This window comes from uncultured Planococcus sp. (genome assembly GCF_947501725.1).
Classification (GTDB): Bacteria; Bacillota; Bacilli; order Bacillales_A; family Planococcaceae; genus Planococcus; species Planococcus donghaensis_C.
Window position 1 is genome coordinate 13,485 of the sequence record NZ_CANMXD010000010.1, and the last position, 26,539, is coordinate 40,023.

Here is a 26,539-nt window from a genome sequence, read left to right on the forward strand (position 1 = left end):
AATCCAGGAGTGAGAATATGAGCAAAGCGTTAGATTATTTCAAAGAAGTGTACGATGAGGTGCCTGGATGGGTCCAGAAAATGCACGATTACAGCCCGGCTGTATTGGACACCTATACTGGAATACGCGGAGAAATCATGCAGGATGGTTCCTTGTCCCGCAAGGAAAAAGATGCTTTGATCGCCAGTATGAACGCGGCTCGCCTGTACTCCCGGAGCATGCTGTTCCATACAAAAGGCGCCATCGACTTTGGCTATACCGTACCGGAACTGGCGGAGTTTTTCCTGACTGCCTACTTATACAAAGGCGATAAAGCCTTGGCGTTGTCCCTTGAAGCGATTTCCTATGCACTCGAATTGCAGGGAAAAACAGCAGTACGGCAGGACCCGGCTCCCGAACATGCTGCGGATTCCCTTACTACCATCATTGACTGGCTGGACGGCGAAGATACGTCTTATCTTAAAGAAACCTTAGCAGTTATCCGCTCCGGAAACCCTGAAGAGATTCAAACCAAGATTTTGGGGGATGGACTGTTATCCTCACGTTTGAAGCAGTTGAACATGGCCGGCAATTTCATCGTGGAATTGAACGGCAAAGGTGCGGCCCCTTGGATGGATAAGGCGCGGTCAGCTGGCGCATCGGAAGCGGACCTGGCGGATATCGGCTATATCTGCATCCTGACTGCCGGCATCCCTGCCTGGTTCGAATTGAGCGACTCATTGAAAACAACCGACTAATCACCGAATGGAGGATTTCAGATGTCAAAAATACAGCAAGATATCACACAAGCTTTGGAATGCATCAAATCTGGAGACACTGTACTAGTCGGCGGGTTCGGCCTGATCGGCGCCCCCCTTACCTTGATCGAAGGGTTGACTGAACGCGATGTCACCGACTTGACCATCGTCAGCAACAACCTCGGCGAATCCGGCAAAGGACTCGGAATTCTGCTCAATCAAAATAAAATCAAAAAAGGCATCGGCTCTTATTTCACCAGCAACCGTGATGTCGGTGACAAATACCAGAATGGTGAAATCGAACTGGAATTGCTTCCGCAAGGCACGCTCGCTGAATCACTTCGCGCAGGCGGCGCAGGCCTTGGCGGTTATTATACAACTACAGGTGTCGGTACCGATTTGGCGATCGGCAAAGAAGAACGTGAAATCGATGGCATCCACTATATTCTTGAAAAAGCCATCCGTGCAGACGTAGCTTTGATCCGCGCCCACAAAGCGGATACGCTCGGAAACCTGGTTTATTACAAAACGGCACGCAACTTCAACCCGTTGATGGCTACTGCTGCGAAAACCGTCATTGTCGAAGTGGATGAAATCGTTGAAGCGGGCGAATTAGATCCCGAAGAAGTAGTTACGCCCTTCATCTATATCGATACGATCGTCAAAGCACAGCAAGTGTTGACGAAAGAAGGAGTGGTGGCAGTATGACGGTTCAATTGAGCAAATCAGAAATGCAGCACGGGATTGCTAAACGCGTCGCACTGGAACTCGCAGGTCCGTGCATCGTCAATTTGGGCATAGGAATCCCGACTTTGGTCGCGGAATACATGACAGAGGACAATATTTACCTCCACACAGAAAACGGATTGCTCGGGGTAACCGATGTAGCGGATGAAGCGATTGATCCCAACTTGGTCAATGCCGGTAAATTGCCGGTCGGCGAAGCGGTTGGCGCTTCCTTCTTCAACAGCTCGGACTCGTTTGCCATGATCCGCGGCGGCCATGTGGATGTAGCCATTCTTGGCGCCCTTCAAGTGGATGAAACCGGCGTTATCGCCAATTGGGCCGTACCCGGCAAAAATATCATGGGTGTCGGCGGCGCGATGGACTTGCTGGTCGGAGCGAAAAAAGTATTTGTGACGATGAGCCACACTTCGAAAGACGGCAGTTCCAAGCTATTGAAGGAATGCACCTATCCGATCACTTCCACACGCCAAGTCGATATGATCTTTACAGAACTGGCGGTATTCAAAGTGAACGCCGGCCAACTAGAGCTGGTGGACCTGATGCCTGGCGCAACCATCGAAGAAGTTCGCGAAAAAACCGAAGCAGCCTTTACAGAATAGAAGAAAGAGGGTTTATACGCATGAAAATACGTTCACTTGACGTTTATATAGTCGATTTACCGACCATCCGGCCGCATCAACTGGCGATGCATACCATCGTCTCGCAGACGATCTTGCTCGGTTGCGCTACAGACGAAGACGGACGCGAAGGCTGGGCGGAAGTCGCCACTATCGGCGGTGCTTCCTATGGCGAATCCACGCCGGAAGCGATCAAAGCCAATATCGATGCTTATGTCACGCCTTTGGTTATTGGCCAGGACCCTATCCATTTCGATAAGATCATGAACGATGTATCAAAGCTCGTACGCGGCAATTACTTCGCCAAAGCTCTGGTCGAAGGTGCCATTGTGGACCTGGCAGCCAAAAGCAAAAACATCGCTGCCTTTGAGTTGTTCGGGGGACAAATCCATAAGTCATTGCCGATTGCCTGGACACTGGCAAGCGGCAATACGGAAACCGATATCGAAGAAGCACAGGAAATGCTCGAGAAGAAACGACATAACATCTTCAAGCTGAAAATCGGCAAGGGCGATCCCTACCAAAACGTGGAGCATGTCCGGAAAATCAAACAAGCACTCGGCGATCAGGCGCGGTTGACGGTCGATGTCAATCAGGCTTGGGATGAGGATACATCAAATTACTGCATCGCTTCCCTTCAGGATGCCGGTGTTTCAATGGTCGAACAGCCGCTGCAGGCCTGGGATTTCGAAGGCATGTCACGTTTAACCGCTAAATTCACCGTGCCGATCATGGCGGATGAAGCGGCAACCAGCATCCAGGATGTTTTTCGGATAGCCAAATACCGCGCCGGAAATTCCATCGCGTTGAAGCCCTGCAAGCATGGCGGATTGACACAGACGAAAAAAGTGGCCGGCATTGCAGAAGCTTCAGGACTCGGTCTATACGGCGGTACCATGATCGAATCGAGTCTAGGGACCGCCATGTGCGCCCAGTTATATGCCACTCTTCCTGAAATGAAATTCGGCACCGAGATATTCGGCCCATTATTATTTAAAGACACTCTCACAACCAACAACATCCGCTTTGAGAACTTTGAAGTCATTGTGCCGGACGGTCCCGGCTTCGGCATGGAGATCGACAAGGAAAAAGTGAAACATTACGCACGCAAGTTCCAGTCAGAAACGGAGATGACGATTTGAGAAATACAGTGATAGTAGATTCAGTCCGTACCGCCATCGGCAAACTGGGCGGCGGCATCGGAAACGAAACGGTCGACTTTCTCGGCTCCCATGTCATTGAAGAATTGCTGCGCCGAACTCAATTGGAACCTTCCGCTGTGGAAGAAGTCATTTTAGGACAGGCTAAACAAAGCGCCGACGTCTCCAATTTGGCCAGGGTTGCTATGCTGCGCGCAGGCATCCCGGCTGAAGTGCCCGGCTATACCATCCATCGCCAATGCGGTTCCGGTGTACAGGCATTGAATTCAGCGGCTCAGCAAATTCAGACAGGCCTCAGCGATATCATCATCGCTGGTGGAGCCGAGTCGATGAGCACAGCCCCTTATTACGTCAACAATGTCCGTTTCGGAACGAAATCCGGGGATACCCTGTTAAAAGATCCCAATACGGCAAGCCAGCCGGGATCGCAGCCACGTGAAACTTATGGCGAACTGAACATGGGCATTACAGCTGAAAACGTCGCGGATAAATACGGCATCTCACGCCAGCAGCAGGATGAATTCGCTTTGGAAAGCCAGGAAAAAGCCGCCAATGCGATTTCAAAAGGTTATTTTGAAACCCAGATTGCCCCTTACCCGGTCAAAACCCGGAAAGGCGTCAGCGAGTTTAAAACGGATGAACATCCGCGCGAAACGACGCTTGAGAAATTATCGCTCTTGAAGCCGGTCTTCAAAGAAGGCGGCACGGTCACTGCAGGCAATGCCAGCGGACGGAATGACGGAGCGGCAGCTCTACTCGTCATGTCGGAAGATGAAGCTGCCAAGCGCGGCTATCAGCCAAAAGCCCGTATCCTTGCCCAAGCCTCTGTCGGCTGTTCCCCTGAACTGATGGGAATGGGACCCGTTCAAGCAAGTTTCAAGGCATTGAAACAAGCGGGCTTAAAAGTGGAAGACATTGATATCGTCGAATTGAACGAAGCCTTCGCTTCCCAATCCGTCGCCTGCATCAATGAGTTGGGACTGGACCGCAGCAAGGTCAATCCAAACGGCGGCGCGATTGCGATGGGCCATCCCATCGGTGCAACAGGCGCCATCCTTTTGACGAAATTAACGCATGAACTTGAACGCACCGGCAAAAAATACGGATTGGTGACACTCTGTATCGCTGGCGGCATGGGAATTGCAACGATTATTGAAAACCTGAACGCATAACAGAAAAAGGCAGGAGCACCGGAAAAAATCGGGCTCCTGCCTTTACTTATGCTTTGCATCCATTCATTTTTCACCTAATCTGCCCTTCAAACCCTGCATCTCATCACAAACGGCTTGGTTTCCTCAGCCGCCTTCGCTTTTCTGCCTGCCATTTGCCTTTCGACACGTTCCACCATCCGATGACCGATTCCTTCCCCCCGAAACGAAGGGATCACGGATATGTGCTGAACGGTGAAGCTGTCGTCGTCTTCTATATGAATACCGATGGCGCCCACATAATCATCGTCTGCTTTCCAAAGGAAAAGCTGCCAGTCGGGGCGTTCGTTATACAATTCCATGGTTTTTTTCAGTTGTTTTACATTCCGTTCCTTGGGCATGAATGACAACAGACCCATAGCGATTTTTTCGTGCGGTCGTTTATATCTGCTAAGCATTGGAATCTCCTTCCTTAAGCAGTTGCTCAAACAAGCGTATTTTGTTCGATGGCATCGAAAGCGGCAGACAGCCTGGCAGCGAAATCCTCAGGAGCTTCTTCTGAAGACAAATAGACGCAGATGATATCCGGATTGCTATCCATTCGATGCTGGTAAGTTGTCGGCAATGGAATCGGATGCCTGTGGAGCGCATTGATAAAGGACGCTAACTCCCCTGGCAATAAAAATATTTCTGCTTGGTTGAAAGCTTTTCCGTTGTCTTTTAGATTCTTGAAAGAAATATCATGATCCAATGTACAGGTGAAGTTTTTACTGTGTGAAGAAATATTGATGGTTCTTTTTCTTTTGATCAAGCATTCTTTGCCCTGCAGTTCTACTTCGGAATTCATCAGCAGGCCAACCTGTTCGGCCAATTGCTCTAGTTGTTCCATCCCTCTCATCCTTTCTTTTTTTCCAGATGATATTAATAATTGTAAAAAACAGTAAAATTCTATACGAAAACGCCGAAAAGAATCGAAAGACTCTTTTCGGCGTTGTCTACAGCACTATCGTCTGTTACACCCAGCCAACTTATTCCGGCTATTTATATTCCGTAAGCTTGCAGCTTAAAGTGGATTGGATTTAACGGAAATCCAAGTGTTTTCCGCTCTTCCCTAACTTATCATCACTTGAAACAAAAGTAAAACCTTTGACCCAAATTCTTCTACAAAAAACCATTAAATTTGTTCTCTATGCTATTTTTATATTAATAAAACCGGAAATTACGCCGAATAAGAGTCAGGAGTTTCTACCATTTGATCCCGTTCACTACTGCTTTTGATGGTTTAAATTCTTTTAATTTATATATACCCTTTTTCTGAAATAAAACACTTTTCCGACAAATGGAATCATTTCACTGAAGTCAGCCTTTTTTCCACATAGATGGGCTTCTCTTTAAAAATCTGTATGGTACGTTCCTTTGAAAAGCTCCATCAATTTCTTACAGCGGGAAGCATCACTTGGCTGCGGCATCAATTCCACTTTCAAGGTCGCCACCAGCTGGGTCTTTACGAAAAGCATGTCGCGGAAGCGGTCGACCGCGCCGCAGAACTCCGCGAAAAAACTGTCGCCGGTTCCGAAAACCGCTGTTTGCAGCTCTTTTTTGTCCAAGCACTCGATCGCCTGGTACAAAGCATGCATTTCTTCCGGAATTTCGCCGCTTCCCCATGTATAAGTGCCGATCAATACTCCATCATAACTGGGCAGTTCGAACAAAGGAAACTCCTCTACCCGGTACAGCTTTGCATCAAGGCTTTGGTTCTGTGCAGTCTCCTGCAGCATCTCTGCCAATTGCTCCGTATTTCCGGTAACAGAGGCATAGACAATCGCAAGCTTCGGGCTATAGTTCGTCAAAGCCATTCGACTGCGACACTTTGGTATAGGTCCGTGATTTCTGTTCGAAAAAGTCGGATTTGGTATCGTTCATCATATCGTCTCCAAAAACTTGAATCCATGGCATCGGATTGCTGCGCTCTTCGTAAAGATTGTCCAATCCCAGCTGGCGCAGCCGTTTGTTGGCCAAATACTCCACATAACCATCAAACTCCACTAGATCCAGTCCCTCGATATCCTCCAGAATGTAATGTGCCCATTCCTTCTCAAGTGCTACGGCCCGGTCGATGGTCGTGTAGATGTACTGGATATTTTCGTCTGAATTCAGTTCTGGGTTTTCCGTCAGCATAATCCGGATAAACTGGGCAATAAAATAAGCATGCTGCATCTCGTCACGCTGAATATAACTGATCATCGTGCTGGTCTTCAGCATCTTCTGCTGGCGCGCCAGATGATAGAAAAAGGCAAAGCCGGCATAAAAATAGATGCCTTCCAGGTTGATGGAATTGACGCTCAGCTTGAACAGGCTTTGCGGCGTCGGATTTTGCCGGAATTCCTCGTAGGCATCCAAAATCAACTCGTTGCGCTTTTGGACAACCGGATCGCTTTTCGCCTGGTCGAAGCGCGCATTCTGCTCACTGACCGAGACCAGCGAACTTAAGATATAGGAATACGACTCGGTATGGACCGCTTCCTGTTGGGAAATGACCGCGAAAATGGCCTTGAAGCTGGAGTCCGTGACATAATCCATCGCCTGGCTCATTGTCGGCGTCTGCAAACTGTCGAGTGAAGCCAGCTGCGTATTGATGCGCAAAAAGACGTCTTTTTCCACATCAGTCAAGCTGTCCCATTGCTTGATGTCGTCCTGCATATTAATCTCCTGCGCTTTCCAAAAATTAGCTAAAAGCGCCTGGTACAGATCGTACATTTGCGGATAAGCGATATCGTTCCAGTTCAATAAGCCCGAAGACTGGCCGTTCAAGACGCCAGTCGATTTGTTCGGATGTTCCGGATTCAGTAATTTAATCTTTGTCAACGGTTCATGTATGGTCATGAAGATCCTCCTTTAGCTTTGGCATGCTTCGCATTCTTCGATTTCCGCCTGTGATGTGCTGCGGACATAATAGGTCGTCTTCAGATGTTGCTGCCACGCTTCCAGATGAAGCTCCAGCAATTCCTTCGCTTTAATGGTATGCGGCACGTAAAAGTTAAAGCTGATGGATTGATCGATATGCCGCTGGCGTGCTGCGTTCTGGCGGATGCTCCATTTCTGGTCCAGTATGTGGCGTGCACGGCGGTAATAATCATAAGTGTTGTGATCCAAATCTGGCGCTGTCACTTTGAACTTGAAATTCTTTTTCTCTTCCGCGTATTCGACGGCATATAGGGGATCGATGCCATCTGTCGAACCGCCGATTTTTGCAGTCGACGAGTTCGGTGCCACGGCCATCATCCAGCCGTTGCGGACACCGGTTGCTGCAACTTCCTGCTGCAACTGGTTCCAGCGTTCACCTTTGTAATTCCGGCGCTCAAAATACTCGCCTGTCTGCCACTCAGATCCTGAAAACTTACTGAAGGCTCCTTTTTCTTCGGCCAGCTTCATTGAAGCGCGGATCGTTTGATAAGCGATTTCTTCGTACAGCGTATCCGCAAATTCAACGGCTTTTTCCGTTTCCCAATGGATGCCTTCAAGCGCCAGGAGATGGTGCCAACCAAAAGTTCCTAATCCTCATTTCTATTCAATAAAGGTCGTAAGCCTTTATCCGTTCTCTTATGAACTGCTGCATGTCACCATGCAGATTAGACTATATCACGTTCCTTTTTTAAGGAACCCCTGCTTTTCCACTATCATAAACTTATAGTGTACTCTACTCCCTTGTCTCCTCTAAGGAGTGGTTTCGATAGTCGTTAGGCTTTTATATCTCAACTGTTTTATATAAATAATTTGGGAAATTATCGTTTTTTAGTCTAGCTCGGATAGTAGTACGCTTAATCTCGGTTAATTTTGCACACTCAGATATGCTTAGATAACAAATTCCATCAACTAAGATTTCTTTTCTATGAGGCATATTTTTTTTCATGCTTTCCACAGCCAACTTAGGCTTAGGAACTCCTTTATTACTTGAAACCCATCCGCTCATACTTTTTTCTTTATACAGCTGCCTTCTTATTTCTTTCCAGTCACTTATATGAGTTCTTCCGAAAAAAGGATTTTTTTCTCCTGTTTTCAAAGAAGCTTTTTCTGAGAGTAGCTTTTTAACTTCCTCAGAGTGGCTTCTCCCATAAAAATGATTTCCACTCCCTGTCATTTTTTCTGATTTGAGTCTTCGCTCTGCTTCAGAAAATAGCCGACCTTTTGTTCCTGTACCACCTAAAGTTAAGTTATATCCGTGAGCAAAACTGTTATATTTTACGACATAATATGCCTCAAGAGCATAAAGTTCTTCTTGGGTGAACTTTTCATTTTCTTCTATTACAGTGAAAACAAAAGCTTCTTCTCCGTACTTATTAAAACTTTTTTGAAGATGATCGTTTTTGTGTCTATTTTTTCTTAGTTCTGAGAAGTGACCAATTTTCCGCCTATTTAAATTTACAGTTTCCCCGATATAATACTTACCCGTTTCGTTATTTAAAATCGAATAAATTCCCTTCATTACTTTGTCCTCCTTTCCTTTAGATTCAATTGAGATAATTTAGCACGGGATTGTCTCGTTTGAGAGTTTCCCCGTTTAACAGGGTTTTCTTAAAGAGTTACCCCTTTAAGCCACTGGATACTCAATGGCGCGGTATTTTTTATTCGTGGCATCAGCCTGCCCGACAGAAATCGTATTCAAGTCGATGACGTTATCCAGCATGCGCACCTGAACCCGTATCACCCGCTCTAACACGTCCGCTTTGACCGCTCTCGGCAAGTTGACGGATGACAAGTTACAGACAACAAAATCCCCCGGCTTGCGAACCATGACAAGGTTGCCGTCTTCATCGGTATATTCTTTCATGATGGTTGTTGCAGACATATTTTGTGTTATTTCTGTACACAAATTACTGCAGTAGATCGATGTAAGCCCTCTGCCTCTTGTATGCTTGTTCGGATTTTGGCGGTTCACTTCGTCCCGGTAGAACATATACGGTGTGCCGGTTTCCAGCTGCGACACCATGATGCGCGCCATAATCTCCATCGCGCGGTAAGTTTTGCGCGGCAATAGCGGATGTTCCACAGCTTCCTGGTATTTCTCGCTGAAGTATTTTTCATCGGTTTCATCGTAAAAGTCTTCGAGACCCAACGCGTTGCCGTTTTCGTCTTTCCAGCCCATCACTTGCTTGATCTGATGCGGACAGAAGGTATGCCATTCCCCAATGCTGCGGCCCGTTTCGTCCTTTTCCTGCAGCCGTTCCATAAACAGATCCGGAATCGACACACCGGTGAAAATATCGTGCGCTTTGCGGCGTTCGTCACCGTTATTGGTCTTCAGATCCAAAAATCCGTTCATGATATCCTTGTGGAAAACGTCCAAGTAAATCGCCACTGCGCCTTGGCGCTGGCCCAGCTGATCGACACTGACGGCCGTATCATTGACCAGTCGGATCCACGGCACGACGCCTGACGAATTGCCTTTGAACTTTTTGATGTCCGAGCCCAAAGCCCGCACTTTTCCGTAATAGATGCCGATACCGCCGCCATCTTTGCTGAGGCGTGCGATGTCCCAGTTGTTCAAATAGATGCCATCCAATGAATCATCGACGGTATCGATAAAGCACGAAGACAATTGGCCGAAGCTCTTTCCGGCATTCGATAAAGTCGGGGTCGCTACTGTCATATACAGATGGCTCATTGCCCAGTAGGCTTCTTTGACCAGTTCCAACCGTTGGTCTTTCGATTCGTTTTGCATCAAGGTCATCGCAATGACCAAAAAACGTTCCTGTGGAAGTTCGAACAAGCGTCCTTCATAATCTTTCGCCAAATAGCGGTCAGCCAGCAGAAACAAGCCGATGTAGTTGAACAGCAAATCCCGCTCCGGTGCAATTTCCTGTCCCAATTCAGTGATTTCTTCTTTCGAATACGCCGCAAGGAGCTCTTCGGAATAAATACCGATCTGTGTAAGCTCGTCAATCAGCCCATAGAAATCGCCGTATTTCTTTGAAGCGGAAAATCTGCGGCTGTCTGCAGCTTTTCCGTACAAGTCGACTGCATACAATTCTGCCGCCACGTATGTCCAATCCGGTTCATCCATGGTGATGCGGTTCAAAGCATAAAGCAACGACTGTTCTCCTTTTGCCTGTCCAGCCAACTTTGCTGCCCGTTCCAGCAGTTCACGCGTATCCAGTCCATATACATCCGTTGCCCGTTGAAGGGCTCTTTCCACTGCATTCATTTCTGTTGCTTCGATTTTCGTATTCATATCAGCACAACTCCTTTGCGTATTCGTTCACTTTCATGCGCCGCTGCTTGCGTTCCTGGGCGCTTTTGAATAGCTTTTCTTCGGCAGCCGTTTCCGGAATCACACCAGTTACAGGTGTCGGTTTGCCTTCGCTGTCGACTGCCACCATCGTCAGGATTGCCGTAGTCGTTAAACTTTTTTCACTGGTTTCAATATGCTGGCATTCGGCTTTGACGTATACTTCCATCGATGTTCTGCCTGTTGAAATGACCACACCTTCCAAAATGAGGATATCTCCCACTTTCGCAGAAGACAGGAAATTTACGGTGTCAATCGACGCTGTCACAACTGCTTTGCCACTGTGTCTCATCGCTGTGATAGCGGCAATCTCATCAATATAAGCCAATACCGTGCCTCCGAAAATGGTGCCCATATGGTTGGTGTCCGGGGGCAGCACCAGCCTTGTTTGAATGGTTCTTGCTACGCCTGCTGCTAACGGTTCCGTCATCTGCATTCAATCCTCCATCTCTGAGTAAAAAGAAAAAACCCCATCCTCTCAGGGAGGATGGGGTTGAAAACGCAGAATATCAGATGAAAACAGCAGAAAAGGGCTGTTCCACACATAAATACCTTTGTTATCCCTCTCAGCTCCCGGAGAAGATCATAAACGATAACGAAGGCAGGTCTCCTGGCTTGTGCGTCATCCTCTGCTATCTCCTTCCCGCCCATTGGACAGTGGATTGCGATAGCTCGTCAGCACTTACAGTTGCGGGAACAGCTCCGGAATTTAACCGGCTTCCCTATTAAGCCTTTTCAGGCACCTTCGTTATTGGTTCTACTATATATAGTTTTTATTTTCATCAAATCACTAAATATTGTATTTCTAAACTATAAATCACTTTCATTGCTTTGACAAGAAATTTTTCAACCTTCTGGTTGGGTGAAGGTTTTATTTGATCGTCAAATGCCGCTTCAACGCCTGCTTAACTGTACCCATAGTTGTCAATTGGCTGAAATCTACACGTGCTTCAATCGCTTTCAAAGCCAATTCTGGCCGAATTCCGGTGAAAATCAGTTGAATGCCGAGCAAGCGCATGATGTGATCGACCTTGTAGAGAAACTCCGCTACGACATTATCGATATTGTAGATGCCGGATACATCGATGATGAGGCATTGCAGGTTCTCCCCTTGAATTTTTTGCGGGATGATATCAAGCAGCCGATTGCTTCGGTCACCATCGACAGAACCCACAAGCGGCAACACGGCCAGGCCATCAATGATCGGAACGATGGGGGTCGATATTTCGTTTTTCAATTGCAATAAGTCCCGCTCCGTTTGTTTTTGCGCGCTGATGTCATGGATGATCGATTGAATGGCAACCGTTTCTCCATACTGAACGGGATAACAATACAACTCTACATCTGCTAGGGTCCCATCAAAACGTCTAACGGTGGTCTCCATCAATTCTCCGATCGCGCGGTCTTCCATGCCCGTGCGGATGCGTTCAGTGATGAGCTCTTTATAGTCTTCAGTAAAAACATCCACCACATTCGCACCGATGAGCGTCTCTTTGCTGGCTTTGAAAAAATCCGATCCCGGCTGATTTATATATAGGACTTTCTGATTTGAATGGATGATGGTCGTTTCGTTCGAATACTCCGCTATTTGCTGATAGATTTCTTCTTTTTCAGTAATGCTCAGTTGTGGTACTGGCGATAAACTTGGCATTTTTTCTCACTCCTTCTGGCTAAGAAACTGCCTTATCCTCTATTTTACACTTTTTCAGAAAAACTTTCAGGGTCTGCAGATGTTTCAAATATCTGAATCATTCCTTTATTTACACTTCTATTTCAAAACTTGTAAAACAGAAAAATTATGCTATGATAAGAAATTGTGATTTCGGAATATCTTTTTGACACCGTTTTTGGAAATACAGTAACGTAAAGTTATGGCAAATGGAGATACACCATGAAACAATTAACAGGAAATGCTTTTCATTACGGCTGGGTCATTATCGCGATTGCAGCCTTGTCCCAATTTTTCTCTGGCCCCGGACAAACTTATTCCAACTCGATTTTCATCGATTATTATATAGAAGACTTCGGCTGGAGCCGCTCGACGGTTTCCGGCATCTACTCAGCTGCCACCTTAACCGCTGGCTTCCTGCTGTTTTTTGTCGGTCGGCTGATTGACCGCAACGGTTCACGAAAAATGGCGGTTGCTGTTTCCATCGCCCTTGCGGTGGCCTGCTTCTTCAACAGTTTCGTAACAAGTCTCGTCATGCTGTTCATCGGCTTCTTTTTTATCCGGCTGCTTGGACAAGGTTCCATGGCGCTCATCTCAAGCTCACTCATCCCCCAGTGGTTTGTCAAAAAGAGAGGGCGCGCCATCAGCATTGCCGCAATCGGCGGATTGGTCAGTTCCGCTGCTTTCCCCCTGCTGAATGTTTGGCTGATCGAGTCATTCGGCTGGCGCAGTTCGTGGCTTATTTTAGGGGTCATCATCATTGTTTGCTTTACACCGCTTGCTCTTTTCCTCATTCAAAATTCTCCTGAAGAAATGGGTTTATTGCCGGACAACGGCGATAAACTAAGGAAAGAACCTGAAAAAATGGCCATTGAAGAAGTCAGCTGGTCGGTGAAGGAAGCTTCAAAAACCCGAGCATTCTGGTTATTGCTGCTATGCGCCGCCATTCCCGGAATCGTCAATACCGGCTTGACCTTCCACCTGGTTTCCATCTTCGCTGAAAAATCCCTATCCCTTGAAACCGCCGCAGGCATTTTGAGCTTAACGGCATTGATCGGTTTGCCGGTCACATTCATCACTGGCATCCTATTGGAAAAAGTAAAAGTTCAATACATGTTGACGATCGTTTTTGCAGGGGAGCTCCTATCGTTGTTTCTCCTGCAGAAAGCTGACTTTTTGGCAGCCGCCGTCATTTTCGGCCTGGTCTGGGGCGTCAGCATGGGAATCGAGCGGATCGTCATGGCTGTCGTCTGGCCCAATTACTTTGGCCGGAAACACATTGGCAGCATCAGCGGCATCTCGATGGCGATGGTCGTCACGGGATCTGCACTTGGCCCGTTGCCGCTCGGCATCGCCTTCGATCTGTTCGGCGGCTACATTGAAATCCTCTGGACGCTGATGATTTTTCCGGTTTTCGGCATCATTTCGGCTTTGCTGGCGAATCCACCGATGAAGGAAGTGCCTGCAAAAGAACCCGTTATTGAAGAGATTTATGGACCTCCAGAAAACCCCTTACTCGCGGAGTAAAGGGTTTTTTTGATGCAACTGGACTACTGGGCAAATAAAAAAAGTTGCCCAATTTGGACAACCCATTACTTCTCTATCTATGCATCGACCCATTCAGCTTCAGAGGCTCGTTCCTTATCTGTTTTAGGTTCGTCGGCTTTTTTATTGGTCTTACTGGTGTACGGCTTAAAACTCTTGGCCTTGTTGGCGCCGGCTTTCCAGCGGGTCCAGCCTTTTTTGCCAGTTCCCTGGCCCGTACCGCTTTTCGTTTTTGCTTTTGCTTTGCTCATTTTAATCACTCCATTACTTACGATGATGTACAGCTTATCACATCAGGGCTCAGAGTGGAATAGAAAGGTTTTGCTATTACTGGCCAAGCACTTTTTGAATATCTTTTTCAAAGGATTCGGGTTTGTCTTTTGGCGAGAAACGCGAAACGATGTTGCCGTTTTGGTCGATCAGGAATTTCGTGAAGTTCCATTTGATCCCACTCGACAGAAACCCTTTTGTGTTATCAGTCAGGTAGTTGAAAAGCGGATGCGCATCCTTGCCATTGACCTTCACGAGGTCGTGCATCGGGAAAGTGACCCCATAAGTCATGCGGCACGCTTCCTGCGCTTCTTCTCCGCTGTCTTTTTCCTGTCCGAATTGATTTGACGGAAAACCTAACACTACCAGTCCCTGGTCTTTATATTCTTCATACATTTTTTCCAGGCTGTCGAACTGATCTCTCAGCCCGCATTTGGTCGCCGTGTTGACAATCAACATGGCTTTGCCTTTGTATTCGCTTAATTGGTATTCTTCACCGTTCGGCTTTGGTACGGCAATATCGTAAATATTCATCCGGCATCACTCCTTTTGTGGTGATTCAAAGCATAGTTTACAGATCCATGGTTTTAAAAGTCGCATTCAGCTCTTTCAGGTTTTTCATCAAGGTGATGGCGTTGACGCCCATGAAGTTGCAGCTCGTAAGCTTATCGAAGACGGCCTGTTCAACCGCCGTTTGTTCGCTTCGGGCTTTTTCCGTCAAGGAAATCGTAAACGCTCGTTTGTCGGTTTCGGATTGCTGCTTGATCAGCCTCCCCTGTTCGATCATGCGATTGATGATGGGATTCAAGGTTCCCGTGCCAAGGCCGAGCCGTTCACCGATGTTTTTCGTCAGCAGTCCATCTTCTTCCCATAGGACAAGAAGCACCAAATACTGCGGAAACGTCAGCCCGAACGGCTCCAGCGCTTTCGCATACATTTTTGAAAAATTACTGGAAGCTTTATAGACTTCAAAACATAATTGCTGTTCAAGTTTCGTCGGTTTTTCCATTTACATCTCACCTATACTCGTTATTATAGAACGCTGATTTCCACATCCACGGATCCTTTGATCGCTTTTGAATACGGGCAATACTGATGCGCTTTTTCTACGTATTCGTGTTTCTTCTCTTCATCGATGCCTGTGATATCGACTACCAGTTTCACTGACAGCTTAACGCCGCCATTGTCTTTGTCTCCGATCAATGCAACAGTCGCTGTCACTTCGCTCTTTTCTATTTCCACTTTACCAGCTTCCAGCACCAATTCCAATGCGCTGTTGAAGCATGCGCTGTAACCTGCTGCAAAAAGCTGTTCCGGGTTCGTTGCTGTTGTTGCTGAACCTCCAAGGGCCTGTGGTTTTGCAACGTCCAAATAGAAAATATTGTCCGGTGAATAAACCGCTCCGTCTCTTCCGCCTGTATTGATCATTGTCGTTTCAAATAGTGTTTTCATGTATGTTTTCCTCCATCCGATTATATCTTGCACGATCTACATTATATTATATCGTGTACGATGTAAATAAAGATGCTCATATCTAAAAAAGACTTTATTCACCGTCCTGGCGAATAAAGTCTTTTTGTAAAGATCGATTAAGTTCCTTCTATACTAATAAATGAATGGAATCAAGCGCGCACGCTTTTTCATCCATTGCTCGTAATCCGGTCCGAACTTTTCAACCAGCAACTGCTCCTCATAATCGATCCGCTGAAGCAGGGCCCAGACCATGGCCACTCCTCCAATAATTGCAGCAACCAGGCTGCTGAAAAACAGCGCCATGCCAAGTGTAATCAGCAGAAGTCCGGTATAAAGCGGATGCCGCAGCTTCCGGTACGGGCCAGTGCTGACGATTTCATCCCCTTCGCGAACTGTGACGTAACGTGTGAATTGCGACTTCAAGTGTATAATTCCCCAGAAGCGCAGAAACACTCCTGATGCCAGCAAAATGATCCCCACCAGCTGGCCGCCCAACGCCAAGGCTGTGAATGGCTGCAACTCCTGCAGCATCATCGCCACAATGATTGTGGCAATCAAGACCGTGAAAATAGTGAAAAAAGTCCGTTTTTCCAAAGAATCGCCCTGGCCGACGCCGCGATTGCGGAAAATCACGAATTCGCCGATCCACAATAAGCTTATTGCCGTAAAAATCCATTCCATAATCGTCATAAAAGAGGCCTCAACTTCCTGTCCATTTCCTTCCAATATATAGAACATTCCGAAACAATACAATTGCTATCCCTTGCCAAACAAGCTCATCCAAACATCGGCAGCCGGAAATGCATCCTGCTGCTCTGACTTCCGTCCAAGCTCATGGGAGTTTTTGCGGGGATTTCGGCTGAACGATTGTAAATTTGATTGAACGGCTGTAAATCCTGCTGAACGATTGCAAATCGGCCTGAGCGCCCATAAATCCGCACGAACGACCATAAACACACCACACACCTGCCAGAATCCGAAAAAAAAGCCCATTGCCGACCCGGCAATGGACTCTTTTCTATGATTTTATCTACGTTTCCTTGAAAACTGGTGCTGCTGCTTCCCAATTACTCTTCTGTAGAAGAGATTTCAACCAGCATTGCCGTGAATGCGATAAAAACAACCATTAATGAAAGTACCATCGTGAACATTGTTCCTCAACTCCTACCAAGTTTTGAATCCTTCTGAGCCTGGCGGTGCATGTTGAATCATATGGCTTAACGGAATTGCATAAGCGATGACAATGAGTGCAACAGCGAGACCAATCCAAATCCACCAATTTTCAAGCCATTTCGGCGTACGGGTCATGTCACTTTCCGCCATCGGGAAGTCAACCACATCCTTCGGCTCGACCGCTTTAGGCGACAGGAACATCGTCATAATAACGATATAGATAAGGATCATCGCCGATACGAATAATATACTTCCGCCGATGGCCATCGTGACGTGATTCGTCAAGATGCCATCAAACCATTCCATGGCAGCTGGGTGATCGTTATAACCGGAATACGCAGTTCTTCTCGGCGCTCCGAGAAGGCCCAGAAGATGCTGTGCCGTTGACATCAAGAGCATACCGATTGACCAAGTGATGATTTGGACGAGTCCAAGCACTTTCATGGACTTGGTGAATTTTCTGCCTGTCAGATAAGGAATCAACCAGAACGTCAATCCCATGAATGTCATGGCCACTGGAGTTCCAACCGTAATGTGGAAATGTCCAACAATCCATAAGGTATTATGCACAACTTCGTTCAGCTGGAAGCTTGCATTGATGATGCCGCCAGCTCCACCAGGGATAAAGAATGCCATCGCGATGAAAATCGATGTAAAGCGGATATCTTTCCATGGCAATTTCGTAAACCATCCGAAAAGGCCTTTTCCGCCATTTTTACGTCCGGCGATTTCAAATGTCGCGAACATCGAGAACGCAGTCATCAATGAAGGCACGATGACCATGAACGTCAACACCACCTGAAGGAATTTCCAGAAGTTCGAAATTCCCGGTTCTGTCAGCTGATGGTGGAATCCGACAGGAATGGAGAACAGGATAAAGAGTACGAAAGACAAACGTGCCAAAGAATCACTGAATACTTTTACGCCCAGGATCTTCGGTACGATGACATACCAGGCCATGTATGCAGGCAATAGCCAGAAATACACGAGCGGATGCCCAAAGAACCAGAACAAGGTACGGCTGAGTTCCACATCAATGGTATCGGTCCAGCCGAACGCCCAAGGAATGTATTGGAACAATACTGTCGCCACGACACCAAGGCAAGCGATGATCCACATGATGATGGTGGTGATGGTCATGAAAGCGAATAACGGGCTCAACTGCCCTTTATTGTTTTTCCGCCATACTCTGTAATGTCCCACCAGTGCGAAACTGCTGATCCAGGTTCCGACGATAACAAGAGCAAGCCCTACATAGTAAAAGCCGCTTGCCTGAAGTGGTGCATAAAAGGTATACATGACGGAAGCTTCACCGGCCACGATCATTGCTGTTGCCATGACCGTTCCAAGCAACGTCACCCAAAAACCGATCCAGGAAAACAAGCGGACTTTCGGCCCGAAGCTTCCGAGGCTTTTGCTCATACCGGTAATAAAGAATCCAAAAATGAAAAATGTCGTAAATACAAGTGCGAGTAAGACGCCGTGCGCCGTTAAAATTTGATAATAGTCCAGCCAAGCCGGTAATTGAAGAGCGTCATTGCGGATAAAAACCTGAAGCAGTCCGCATAATGTACCTATTAGAAATGCAGCATAAGCTACGCCGATATTCCATAAAGCGATTTTTCGATCTTGCACAGCAATCATTCTTCGTACACCTCTATCTCTGTATACATCATATGGTGACCCGTTCCACAGTATTCATTGCAAAGAATTAAATATGTGCCCGGTTCTTCAAACGTGTAGGATTTTGTGGTAATCCGGCCTGGAACGACCATCATATTGACTTTTGTATCATCGATTGTAAGACTGTGGACCACGTCGGTGCTGGTCACTTTAAAAATAATTTCCTTGCCGACCGGCACTCTTAAGTCCGGTACCTGGTATCCAAAGGCCATAGCTACGATCGTAGCCTGATACGTGTCTTCATCCAATTGGGTTACACCCGGGTTATCAAATGGCGCTGTTTCATTCACTTTTTTGGGATCTATTGTTTCCATCCCTCCAGCTGGGGTGTGATCTTGAGAAAAGGCGCTCACTCCGACGACGCTTAAAAATACAATCAGCGATGCAATACCGAACACCAGCCAAATTTTTTCATATTTATGAAGATGCATTTAAACCTACTCCTTTCGTCCTGCCTTAACGGGCTACGTACAATAAATAAACGGCGATCCACATCACGATGATGATCAATCCCACTATGAAAACACTTACTAAAGTTCCTTTTAGATTGGCCTCCGGCTCCCGGTTTTCCTGACTCATTTCTTCTCACCTCTAATGCTTTTTGTTCTTACTTTCAGCCTATGCTATCGTCCTGCCTGGCACTGTGACATTTCTCACACTTGAACCTCATTTTTAATAGATTGACAAATTTTAGACAAAAAAAGAGCTCGCCGCATGGGCAAGCTCTCCTATTAATCAATTTTACATAAATAAATGGGACAGTTTTCACAATTTGTTTCTGTCTTTAAATGGCTCATATCGTGAATAAGAATTTTTCCTTCTGGTAAACTCACTATGCCATTCTTTTTCAAATCATTCAGCATGCGGTTGACCACTTCCCTGGTCATTCCACAGAAATTTGCCAGGTCCTGGTTAGTCAGGACCAGGTCGATCAGCGTCCCTTTTTCTGTTTTAACCCCATAACTGTTGGAAAGTCTGATCAATGTCGAATACAGCGCTCCTTTTTTACCGTGCAACAGCAAATCCCGGAATTTCGTCTGAGTTTTCTGCTGATCGATTCCCATCCATTTCATAAAGGCGATGGACAGCCGCGCATTCGACAGCAAGGCTTCTTCCAGATCATTAATCGAAATATGTAGGCATACCGTGTCTTCAATCGCACGGGCATCCAGCATATATTTAGGTGCTTCAGAAAAAATCGTCACTTCTCCGACCAGCTGTCCCGGACCGCAGATTTTCAGCGTAAGCTCCCGACCGTTCGGTGTCACTTTCTCAATCCGTATTTTCCCGGAGCGAATGATGAAGACCCCGCCGATGGCATCTCCCTCATGGAATAAGTAACTATCCTTCTTCAATTCTTTGGTTTGATGGCGTATTGACAGCAATTCTTCCATCCCTGTCAGTCCATCCGTGTTTACTGTTCCGGCCTTCACTTTATAGCCACCTTTCAACATGTCTTCCGTACGCTTCGATTTCATTTATTTTAACATGAATTTCCTTTTATCCGTGCAAAAGTTCATGACTTCGACACCTTTTTTCAAAAGAATGTGACAGATAAGAAGGAACTCCAGATCACGACAGCGAAGTTCCTAGTATAGAGACGAGGAGGAATGCTGAATGACTTTAAAATATTCCAATATTTTAGTAGCAGTAGACGGTTCCAAAGAAGCAGAATTGGCATTTAAGAAAGGCGCTGCAGCTGCAGCCCGGAACAATGCCACCTTGCATCTGGCCCACATTATCGATAACCGTTCATTCGGTTCCATCGAGGCTTACGATCGGACAATTGCAGACCGCACCAAAAAAACATCCCAGGAGCTGCTGGCCAAATATAAAGAAGAAGCATTGGCTGCCGGCGTAAAGGATGTAAATGTCATTATTGAATACGGAGTCCCTAAAGTCGCCATTCCTAAAGAACTGGCACCTAAATTGAACATCGATGTCATCGTTTGCGGCGCTACTGGATTGAATGCCGCTGAACGGTTTATCATGGGCAGCGTTTCTGAACGGATTGTCCGTTCTGCCAAATGTGATGTACTGGTCGTTCGCAGAGAACAAGCTGACGTATTAGCAGAAGAATAATCGAAAGTCCTTCCCAAACTAAATTCCTGGGAAGGCTTTTTTTTTGTCTTTTTACCTCTTCACTCGTCCTAACCTATCCTCGCCTTTTATCACAGCAACAAGAAGGCATGTAAATAGTCAGATAAATATCAAGTCCTCATTTTCAGGATAACGATATTTCACTAAAACGTCACATTGATGCTATAGAATAGCAGATTCAAGCTTATATTCTGACATTTTGTCATGTTCGCATTCTAATTGATAAGAAACTGTAATAATAAACAGGTTTATGCGGTGGTACAATGGGTCTGCTGGATTTTTCCTATGGCCACTTAAATGCCAAGGAAATTATCGATTATGTAATAAATTTATCAGTATAACTTATAGATAGCCACGGAAAATGAAAGGGGCGCGAGAGTTTGAATTCATTATCAAAAATTATGATGATCGCATTATCAGCAGTACTGGCTTTAACGATGTTCTTGCCGACTGCAAATGCAGATAAACTAAGTGATTTAGAAAAGAAGCAACAAGAGATTCAACAGAAACAAAGTGAATTGAACTCAGGGATTCAGCAAAAAACAAGTGAAATCTCCCAAAATCAAACCACACTCGAAAAAATCATCGCAAAAATCCGCGAATTGGATAACCAAATCATCGAAACACAAACCAAAATTGATGTGGCTCAAGCCGAAATCGACCAAACGAAAGTCGAAATTGACGAGTTGAGAAAGTCCATTGAAGAATTGGAAAGAAAAATTGCGGAGCGTGAAGAGCTTCTGAAAGAACGAGCTCGTGCCATCCAATTAAGTGGCGGCTCAGTAGATTACATAGATGTACTTCTTGGAGCAAACAGCTTTGTTGATTTCATTGACCGTTTTTCAGCAGTTAACATCTTGATCGAAGCAGACCGTGAAATTATGCGTGAACAAGCTGCAGATAAAAAACTGCTGGCTGAACAAAAAGCAGAAGTAGAAACGAAGTTGGCGGAACAGGAAGCTAAAAAAGCGGAATTGGTCGACTTGAAGAATTCATTGGATGCTCAAAAGAATAAACAGGCACAACTTGAAAAAGATCTAAAAGCCGAACAGGGACGATTGGCTAAAGAAAAATCAGCTCTTGAAGCGGAACATAATAAAGCGATGAATATCAGTTCAGATCTCGCCAAGAAAATTGGTGCAGAACAAGCACGCCTGGCAGAAATCGCCAGAAAAGCAGAACAAGAACGTCTGGCTAAAGAAGCAGCTGCACGTAAAGCGGAAGCTCAGCGCCAAGCAGCCGCATCTGCAGCTTCAGCAGCACCGGCAGCAACCGTTACACAAGCTTCTGTTTCTTCCAATGCCGGCAGCTCAACATTCATCTTGCCATCAACTGGACGCTTCACTTCTGGGTTCGGCGGCCGTGACATCGGAGCCGGAGCAGAATCACACCTTGGAATGGATATCGCAAATTCACCGGGTACACCGATTGTTGCCGCAGCGAGCGGAATTGTTTCGTACGCCGGCAGCATGGGCGGATATGGAAATGTCGTTATCCTTACGCATTCCATCAACGGCCAGACTCACGCTACCGCATATGCCCATATGAACTCGATCAATGTATCGGTTGGACAGTCAGTCGGACAAGGTCAGCAAGTAGGCGGCATGGGCAACACCGGCCGTTCAACAGGCACGCATCTTCACTTTGAAATTCATGTAGGACCTTGGAACGGTGCACGCTCGAATGCCGTCAACCCTGCTCCTTACGTACGCTAATAGTAAAACCCGGCATCTCTTTGGAGATGCCGGGTTTTTTTACATGCTAAATCCAGTCAACTTTCCTGTAAAACTTTGCTTAATCAAGCATATGTATTGAAGTGATCATACCGATTGCAAGTTGCCGTTCACCGAACGAGTCTTCATAGGTGACTGCCCATTTCTCCTGATCCAGTTTTCGGATCGTGCAACGGCAGTAGTGGAAATGGCGTTCTTGCCATGATTGGATAAACACAGTGCACTTACGCTCACAAGCCACTACCAGCATATCAAGGATGGCCCCTTGCTCATCAGCACTGAGCATTGGCTGCGGATCATTAATAAAGTCAGCTGTGGAATCCCAAGCATGCTCCGATACGAACAGTCCCTCCCATCGCGTTTGCCTTCTTACATATCTTTTGCTGGTACTGTTTCTCTCCTCCATATTCTTCACTCCTTTCAAATAAGAACGTTTGTTCTTATTATACCAATTAAAAGCAGCGATTGTGTTATTTCGGAAAAATTTTTATTTTAAAGTAGAACTATAAGCTTTTAAAATTTTCACCTTTTTTACAGAAACGTGCCTTTTGAAAGCGTTGACAATGCAGAAAGACAAAGATATACTAGACTAACTAGATGAATAGTTTGAATATTAGGATTGTTACTGATGACGCAGGCAAAACCTAAGTCGCTAAAAGGTTAAAATCACTGTGATTTTATCTATTTTTAGTATGACTTAGGTTATTTATATTGGATAACGAAAGAACTGAGGAGAAGCCATGAAAATTGCTAAGGTTATTAATAATAATGTAATTAGTGTGCTGGAGCCAGATGGTTCGGAACTGGTGATAATGGGCACCGGACTGGCTTATCAGAAAAAGCCTGGCCAAGAGGTCGATCAGCAAAAAATCCAAAAAGTGTTTGCGTTGAAAAACAAAGAAACGTCCGATAATTTTAAGATGCTTCTTCGGGAAGTGCCTGTTGATCATATGGTGGCGGTTGAAGAAATCATTACCTACGCAAAAAATAAGCTGGGCAAGAAATTAAATGAAAATATCTATGTTTCCTTAACGGATCATATCAATTTTGCGATGGAGCGGTTTCGGGACGGCATTGAAATAAAGAATGCTTTGTTATGGGAAGTTAAACAACTCTATAAGGAAGAGTTTTTAGTTGGCATGAAAGCTGTGGAACATATAAATGATAAGTTCAATGTGTCGTTATCTGAAGACGAGGCAGGCTTTATCGCGATTCATTTAATTAATGCAGAGATGAATGAAAATGTATCGACTACGCTGGATATTACAAAGTTCATCCATCAAATCATTACAATAGTCAAATACCATTTCAAAGTAGAATTTGAAGAGGATTCCTTAAATTATATGCGCTTTATCACCCATTTGAAATTTTTCGCCCAACGTATTTTTAAAGGTACACATTATGAAGGAACAGATGATGATTTGTATACTATGGTCAAACAAAAGCACCCAGACGCAGCAAAATGCACGAATAGAATCAAGGAGTATATTAAGAAAGAATATGGCCATGACTTGACCAACGAAGAAATGCTTTACTTAACGATTCATATTGAACGCGTCGTAAAAAGATAGATCATTTAGTAAGTAAAAACTCTTCGTTAAAAGAAACTCTTATACGTAAAAAAGAAAAGATGCCCCAATCAGGCATCTTTTCTTTTCCTTTAATCGTATATCTCTACTGGCTTTACTATTTGGCTTGGATAGTAGTCAATACATAATTATTTATGGCATATGCTACACCATTTTCATTGTTTGAATGTGTAACAACATCACAAACCTCTTTCACTTGAGGCTCTGCATTTCCCATCGCAACTGAAAGTCCAGCCACTTCAAGCATCGGAATATCGTTAAAGTTATCTCCAATAGCCACTGTATCGTCTAAGGGAATGTTGTAGTGCTCAGCTACTCTTTTCAGAGCGCTCCCTTTATTTCCATGCTGATCCATCACTTCGATATTCAAAGGGCTCGAAGAAGTGATGCCGATAGTAGAGATGCCCTCCAAATAGCCGGATAACGCTGTTTTACTGCTGCTGTTTAAAGTCAGTACAAAGAATTTTTGGATGGTTAAATCTCTTCTGTTAAACAACTCGCTATAATGCTCGAAGAAATTAATGAGACTGGATTTTTGCGGCTGTTCCGTAATTTTTTGATAAATTTCATCTGAAAGGCCTTCGACTTTGATCTGTTCCTGTTTCATCGCAAGTTCTACTCGTTCTGACCAGTCTTCAGGTATATAAATACCGTAATTGGTGTAGATTCGATATGGAAACTGATCCTCATCCAGCTTCTCTGCAGTCTTGATGATATCTTCTCTGTTCATAGATACACTTTGCAGAACACGGCCTTGGGCTTGCACGACGGATCCATTGCTTCCGGCCAATGGAATCGACAAATCGTATTTTTTAAGGATTTGTTGAATATCTTCCGGAGCGCGGCCGGAGCAGATCATCACCATATTCCCTTGGTTCTGCGCTTCTCTTATTGCTCCAAGATTTTCTTCAGTAATTTCCATTTTTGGAGACAGCAACGTGCCATCCAAATCTATCGCAATCAGTTTCATTATTCTCCACCCCTTATTCTGAATTCACACGTAGTACTAGCATCCAGTATAGAGCATTATTTTATTTCTGCTCTGATTGGAACCTTTTTATAACGAGTTTAAAGTGCCCTACTCTACTGAGTAAGGCACTTTCCCGTTACTTTACTTCATCTAAACTTTTCTGATGCAATTCTTCGCCGTTAGTGGCGATTACATTTTTGTACCAGTCAAATGACTTTTTCTTTTTTCTTTCCAGCGTACCGTTGCCATAATCGTCTTGGTCCACGTAAATAAATCCATAGCGCTTGGACATTTCGGATGTACTGGCAGAAATCAAATCGATGCAGCCCCAGCTTGTATAACCCATCAGTTCAACGCCGTCTTTAATCGCTTCCCCCATTTGTTCGATATGGGCTTGAAGGTAATCGATGCGGTAATCATCGTTGATCGAGCCATCTTCTTCCACTACATCATATGCCCCTAAACCGTTTTCAACAATGAACAACGGTACTTGATAGCGGTCATACATTTTGTTTAACGTTATGCGCAAGCCTTTCGGATCAATCTGCCAACCCCAGTCCGAAGCTGCCAAATATGGATTTTTGATGCCAAGAGAAAAGTTTCCTTTCTCTTTTGCTTTATCCGGATTTCCGCTTGCCACCATTGACATATAATAGCTGAATGACAGAAAGTCGACAGTGTGCTGAAGCAAGATTTCTTTATCGCCTGGAAGCATTTCAATCTGAATATTATTTTCTCTAAAGTATCGGTTCATGAAACTTGGGTAATAGCCGCGTACTTGAACATCTGTAAAAAACAAGTTTTTCTGATCTTCATCCAGTGCTGCCAGCACATCATCCGGGCTGCATGTTTCCGGATAGGATTCCATGCGAGCCAGCATACAGCCGATCTGGGAACCAGGAATAATTTCGTGGCATGCCTTTACCGCTAAGCTACTCGCTACAAATTGATGATGCAGCGCTTGATATACCGCTTGTTCCTTATGTTCAAGACGGTCAACCAAAATTCCGCTGCCGATGTACGGTGAAAACATAGAGATATTGATTTCATTGAATGTCAGCCAATATTTCACTTTATCTTTGTAACGGTTGAATACCGTTTCTGCATAATGAACGAAAAAGTCCACTAAGCGACGGTCAGTCCAGCCGTTGTATTTTTGCACCAAGTGAAGCGGCATTTCATAATGCGATAAGGTCACTAATGGCTCAATACCGTGTTTCTGCAACTCATCAAACACTCGATCGTAGAAAGCCAATCCTTCTTCATTTGGTGTTTGCTCGTCACCATTTGGAAAAATACGCGGCCAGGATATCGACAGACGAAACGTTTTAAAACCCATCTCTGCAAATAGAGCAATATCTTCCTTGTAACGGTTATAAAAATCAATGCCACGGCGCTTCGGGAAATTGGTTTTCTCGTTTTCTGCCAGCAGAGCGTTCAATTCTTCTTCGCTTTTTACGTCCATTTCAATGTCGTTGCTGCGTTCTTCTATCGGCACAAATGAAACCATATCGAAAATCGACAGCCCTTTTCCCCCTGCATTGTATGCGCCTTCTAGTTGATTTGCAGCTGTTGCACCGCCCCATAAAAACCCTTTTGGAAATGTAGTTGATGTCATGAATTTATCTCCTTTTTTATG

At 45.4% G+C, this 26,539-nt stretch carries 28 protein-coding genes, 2 pseudogenes and 1 riboswitch; of the genes and pseudogenes, 9 read left to right on the forward strand and 21 right to left on the reverse strand.

What is annotated here, in order from left to right; genetic code table 11:
- The first annotated feature begins 17 nt into the window (after positions 1–17).
- The 5 genes from Q0785_RS14535 to Q0785_RS14555 are packed head-to-tail and all read left to right on the forward strand — an operon-like array spanning position 18 to position 4,433.
- Positions 18–737 carry a carboxymuconolactone decarboxylase family protein gene (locus tag Q0785_RS14535; RefSeq protein WP_298831222.1) on the forward strand — a complete coding sequence of 240 codons (720 nt, stop codon included), beginning with the start codon at positions 18–20 and terminating at the stop codon, positions 735–737.
- A gap of 21 nt (positions 738–758) precedes the next feature.
- Positions 759–1,445 (forward strand): CoA transferase subunit A, encoded by a 687-nt coding sequence (locus Q0785_RS14540; protein WP_298831224.1) that lies wholly within the window; start codon positions 759–761, stop codon positions 1,443–1,445.
- Positions 1,442–2,083, forward strand: coding sequence for a 3-oxoacid CoA-transferase subunit B (locus Q0785_RS14545; RefSeq protein ID WP_298831227.1), 642 nt, complete (start codon positions 1,442–1,444; stop codon positions 2,081–2,083). Before Q0785_RS14540 ends, Q0785_RS14545 begins: the two co-directional genes overlap by 4 nt.
- A 20-nt stretch (positions 2,084–2,103) precedes the next feature.
- Positions 2,104–3,243: a muconate cycloisomerase family protein gene (locus tag Q0785_RS14550; RefSeq protein WP_298831230.1), complete on the forward strand. Its 1,140-nt coding sequence runs from the start codon at positions 2,104–2,106 to the stop codon at positions 3,241–3,243.
- Positions 3,240–4,433, forward strand: coding sequence for a thiolase family protein (locus Q0785_RS14555; RefSeq protein ID WP_298831233.1), 1,194 nt, complete (start codon positions 3,240–3,242; stop codon positions 4,431–4,433). The genes Q0785_RS14550 and Q0785_RS14555 overlap by 4 nt, the downstream gene beginning before the upstream one ends.
- Positions 4,434–4,519: 86 nt before the next feature.
- Here the strand turns inward: Q0785_RS14555 and Q0785_RS14560 are convergent, their stop codons facing one another.
- From Q0785_RS14560 to Q0785_RS14600, 9 genes and pseudogenes are all read right to left on the reverse strand, one after another.
- Entirely contained in the window at positions 4,520–4,867 is a 348-nt protein-coding gene (locus Q0785_RS14560) for a GNAT family N-acetyltransferase (RefSeq protein WP_298831236.1), read from the reverse strand.
- Positions 4,868–4,893: 26 nt separating this feature from the next.
- Complete coding sequence (locus Q0785_RS14565) at positions 4,894–5,298, reverse strand: DUF1259 domain-containing protein (RefSeq protein WP_298831239.1); 405 nt, start codon at positions 5,296–5,298, stop codon at positions 4,894–4,896.
- Between the two features lie 502 nt (positions 5,299–5,800).
- Positions 5,801–6,265, reverse strand: a complete 465-nt coding sequence (locus tag Q0785_RS14570) for a flavodoxin domain-containing protein (RefSeq protein ID WP_298831242.1) — start codon at positions 6,263–6,265, stop codon at positions 5,801–5,803.
- The gene (locus Q0785_RS14575) at positions 6,246–7,292 is read right to left on the reverse strand and encodes a ribonucleotide-diphosphate reductase subunit beta (RefSeq protein WP_298831245.1); all 1,047 of its coding nucleotides are present in this window, start codon (positions 7,290–7,292) and stop codon (positions 6,246–6,248) included. The genes Q0785_RS14570 and Q0785_RS14575 overlap by 20 nt, the downstream gene beginning before the upstream one ends.
- A 12-nt stretch (positions 7,293–7,304) precedes the next feature.
- A pseudogene (locus Q0785_RS14580) lies at positions 7,305–7,967 on the reverse strand (ribonucleoside-diphosphate reductase subunit alpha); the annotation flags it as partial.
- A gap of 187 nt (positions 7,968–8,154) precedes the next feature.
- On the reverse strand, positions 8,155–8,892 hold the full coding sequence (locus Q0785_RS14585) for an NUMOD3 domain-containing DNA-binding protein (protein WP_298831248.1): 738 nt from the start codon (positions 8,890–8,892) through the stop codon (positions 8,155–8,157).
- Positions 8,893–9,015: 123 nt separating this feature from the next.
- A pseudogene (locus Q0785_RS14590) lies at positions 9,016–10,638 on the reverse strand (ribonucleotide reductase N-terminal alpha domain-containing protein); the annotation flags it as partial.
- 1 nt (position 10,639) lies between these two features.
- Entirely contained in the window at positions 10,640–11,125 is a 486-nt protein-coding gene (locus Q0785_RS14595; protein ID WP_298831251.1) for an acyl-CoA thioesterase, read from the reverse strand.
- A 152-nt stretch (positions 11,126–11,277) separates the two neighbouring features.
- Positions 11,278–11,457: riboswitch (cobalamin riboswitch) on the reverse strand.
- 109 nt (positions 11,458–11,566) lie between these two features.
- Entirely contained in the window at positions 11,567–12,346 is a 780-nt protein-coding gene (locus tag Q0785_RS14600; protein ID WP_298831254.1) for a PAS domain S-box protein, read from the reverse strand.
- 240 nt (positions 12,347–12,586) lie between these two features.
- Here Q0785_RS14600 and Q0785_RS14605 point away from each other — a divergent pair, with 240 nt between their 5' ends.
- Positions 12,587–13,891 (forward strand): MFS transporter, encoded by a 1,305-nt coding sequence (locus tag Q0785_RS14605; RefSeq protein ID WP_298831257.1) that lies wholly within the window; start codon positions 12,587–12,589, stop codon positions 13,889–13,891.
- Between the two features lie 77 nt (positions 13,892–13,968).
- On the opposite strand, the gene Q0785_RS14610 is transcribed toward Q0785_RS14605, so the two are convergent.
- From Q0785_RS14610 to Q0785_RS14650, 9 genes are all read right to left on the reverse strand, one after another.
- Entirely contained in the window at positions 13,969–14,160 is a 192-nt protein-coding gene (locus Q0785_RS14610) for a DUF3934 family protein (RefSeq protein ID WP_223636320.1), read from the reverse strand.
- Between the two features lie 76 nt (positions 14,161–14,236).
- Positions 14,237–14,713, reverse strand: a complete 477-nt coding sequence (locus Q0785_RS14615) for a glutathione peroxidase (RefSeq protein ID WP_298831267.1) — start codon at positions 14,711–14,713, stop codon at positions 14,237–14,239.
- A 37-nt stretch (positions 14,714–14,750) separates the two neighbouring features.
- A complete protein-coding gene (locus Q0785_RS14620; RefSeq protein WP_298831270.1) occupies positions 14,751–15,188 on the reverse strand; it encodes a MarR family transcriptional regulator in 438 nt (145 codons plus the stop codon).
- Positions 15,189–15,211: 23 nt separating this feature from the next.
- On the reverse strand, positions 15,212–15,631 hold the full coding sequence (locus Q0785_RS14625) for an organic hydroperoxide resistance protein (RefSeq protein ID WP_298831272.1): 420 nt from the start codon (positions 15,629–15,631) through the stop codon (positions 15,212–15,214).
- Between the two features lie 153 nt (positions 15,632–15,784).
- On the reverse strand, positions 15,785–16,342 hold the full coding sequence (locus Q0785_RS14630) for an isoprenylcysteine carboxylmethyltransferase family protein (RefSeq protein WP_298831275.1): 558 nt from the start codon (positions 16,340–16,342) through the stop codon (positions 15,785–15,787).
- 474 nt (positions 16,343–16,816) lie between these two features.
- The gene (locus tag Q0785_RS14635; RefSeq protein ID WP_298831278.1) at positions 16,817–18,469 is read right to left on the reverse strand and encodes a b(o/a)3-type cytochrome-c oxidase subunit 1; all 1,653 of its coding nucleotides are present in this window, start codon (positions 18,467–18,469) and stop codon (positions 16,817–16,819) included.
- Positions 18,466–18,939 (reverse strand): cytochrome c oxidase subunit II, encoded by a 474-nt coding sequence (locus Q0785_RS14640; RefSeq protein ID WP_298831280.1) that lies wholly within the window; start codon positions 18,937–18,939, stop codon positions 18,466–18,468. Before Q0785_RS14640 ends, Q0785_RS14635 begins: the two co-directional genes overlap by 4 nt.
- 25 nt (positions 18,940–18,964) lie before the next feature.
- Positions 18,965–19,087, reverse strand: a complete 123-nt coding sequence (locus Q0785_RS14645; protein ID WP_298831283.1) for a cytochrome C oxidase subunit II — start codon at positions 19,085–19,087, stop codon at positions 18,965–18,967.
- 152 nt (positions 19,088–19,239) lie between these two features.
- On the reverse strand, positions 19,240–19,902 hold the full coding sequence (locus tag Q0785_RS14650) for a Crp/Fnr family transcriptional regulator (protein ID WP_298831744.1): 663 nt from the start codon (positions 19,900–19,902) through the stop codon (positions 19,240–19,242).
- Between the two features lie 223 nt (positions 19,903–20,125).
- Between Q0785_RS14650 and Q0785_RS14655 the strand changes: the two genes are divergently transcribed.
- Positions 20,126–20,590: a universal stress protein gene (locus tag Q0785_RS14655; protein ID WP_223636299.1), complete on the forward strand. Its 465-nt coding sequence runs from the start codon at positions 20,126–20,128 to the stop codon at positions 20,588–20,590.
- A gap of 398 nt (positions 20,591–20,988) precedes the next feature.
- Positions 20,989–22,323: a M23 family metallopeptidase gene (locus Q0785_RS14660; RefSeq protein WP_298831290.1), complete on the forward strand. Its 1,335-nt coding sequence runs from the start codon at positions 20,989–20,991 to the stop codon at positions 22,321–22,323.
- 79 nt (positions 22,324–22,402) lie between these two features.
- On the opposite strand, the gene Q0785_RS14665 is transcribed toward Q0785_RS14660, so the two are convergent.
- The gene (locus tag Q0785_RS14665; protein WP_298831292.1) at positions 22,403–22,747 is read right to left on the reverse strand and encodes a hypothetical protein; all 345 of its coding nucleotides are present in this window, start codon (positions 22,745–22,747) and stop codon (positions 22,403–22,405) included.
- A gap of 334 nt (positions 22,748–23,081) precedes the next feature.
- Here Q0785_RS14665 and licT point away from each other — a divergent pair, with 334 nt between their 5' ends.
- Positions 23,082–23,912, forward strand: a complete 831-nt coding sequence (gene licT / locus Q0785_RS14670) for a BglG family transcription antiterminator LicT (protein ID WP_298831295.1) — start codon at positions 23,082–23,084, stop codon at positions 23,910–23,912.
- A 115-nt stretch (positions 23,913–24,027) separates the two neighbouring features.
- On the opposite strand, the gene Q0785_RS14675 is transcribed toward licT, so the two are convergent.
- Both Q0785_RS14675 and ascB read right to left on the reverse strand, forming a co-directional pair.
- Positions 24,028–24,900, reverse strand: a complete 873-nt coding sequence (locus Q0785_RS14675) for a Cof-type HAD-IIB family hydrolase (protein ID WP_298831296.1) — start codon at positions 24,898–24,900, stop codon at positions 24,028–24,030.
- Positions 24,901–25,036: 136 nt separating this feature from the next.
- Complete coding sequence (gene ascB, locus Q0785_RS14680) at positions 25,037–26,518, reverse strand: 6-phospho-beta-glucosidase (protein ID WP_298831299.1); 1,482 nt, start codon at positions 26,516–26,518, stop codon at positions 25,037–25,039.
- Positions 26,519–26,539 lie beyond the last annotated feature (21 nt).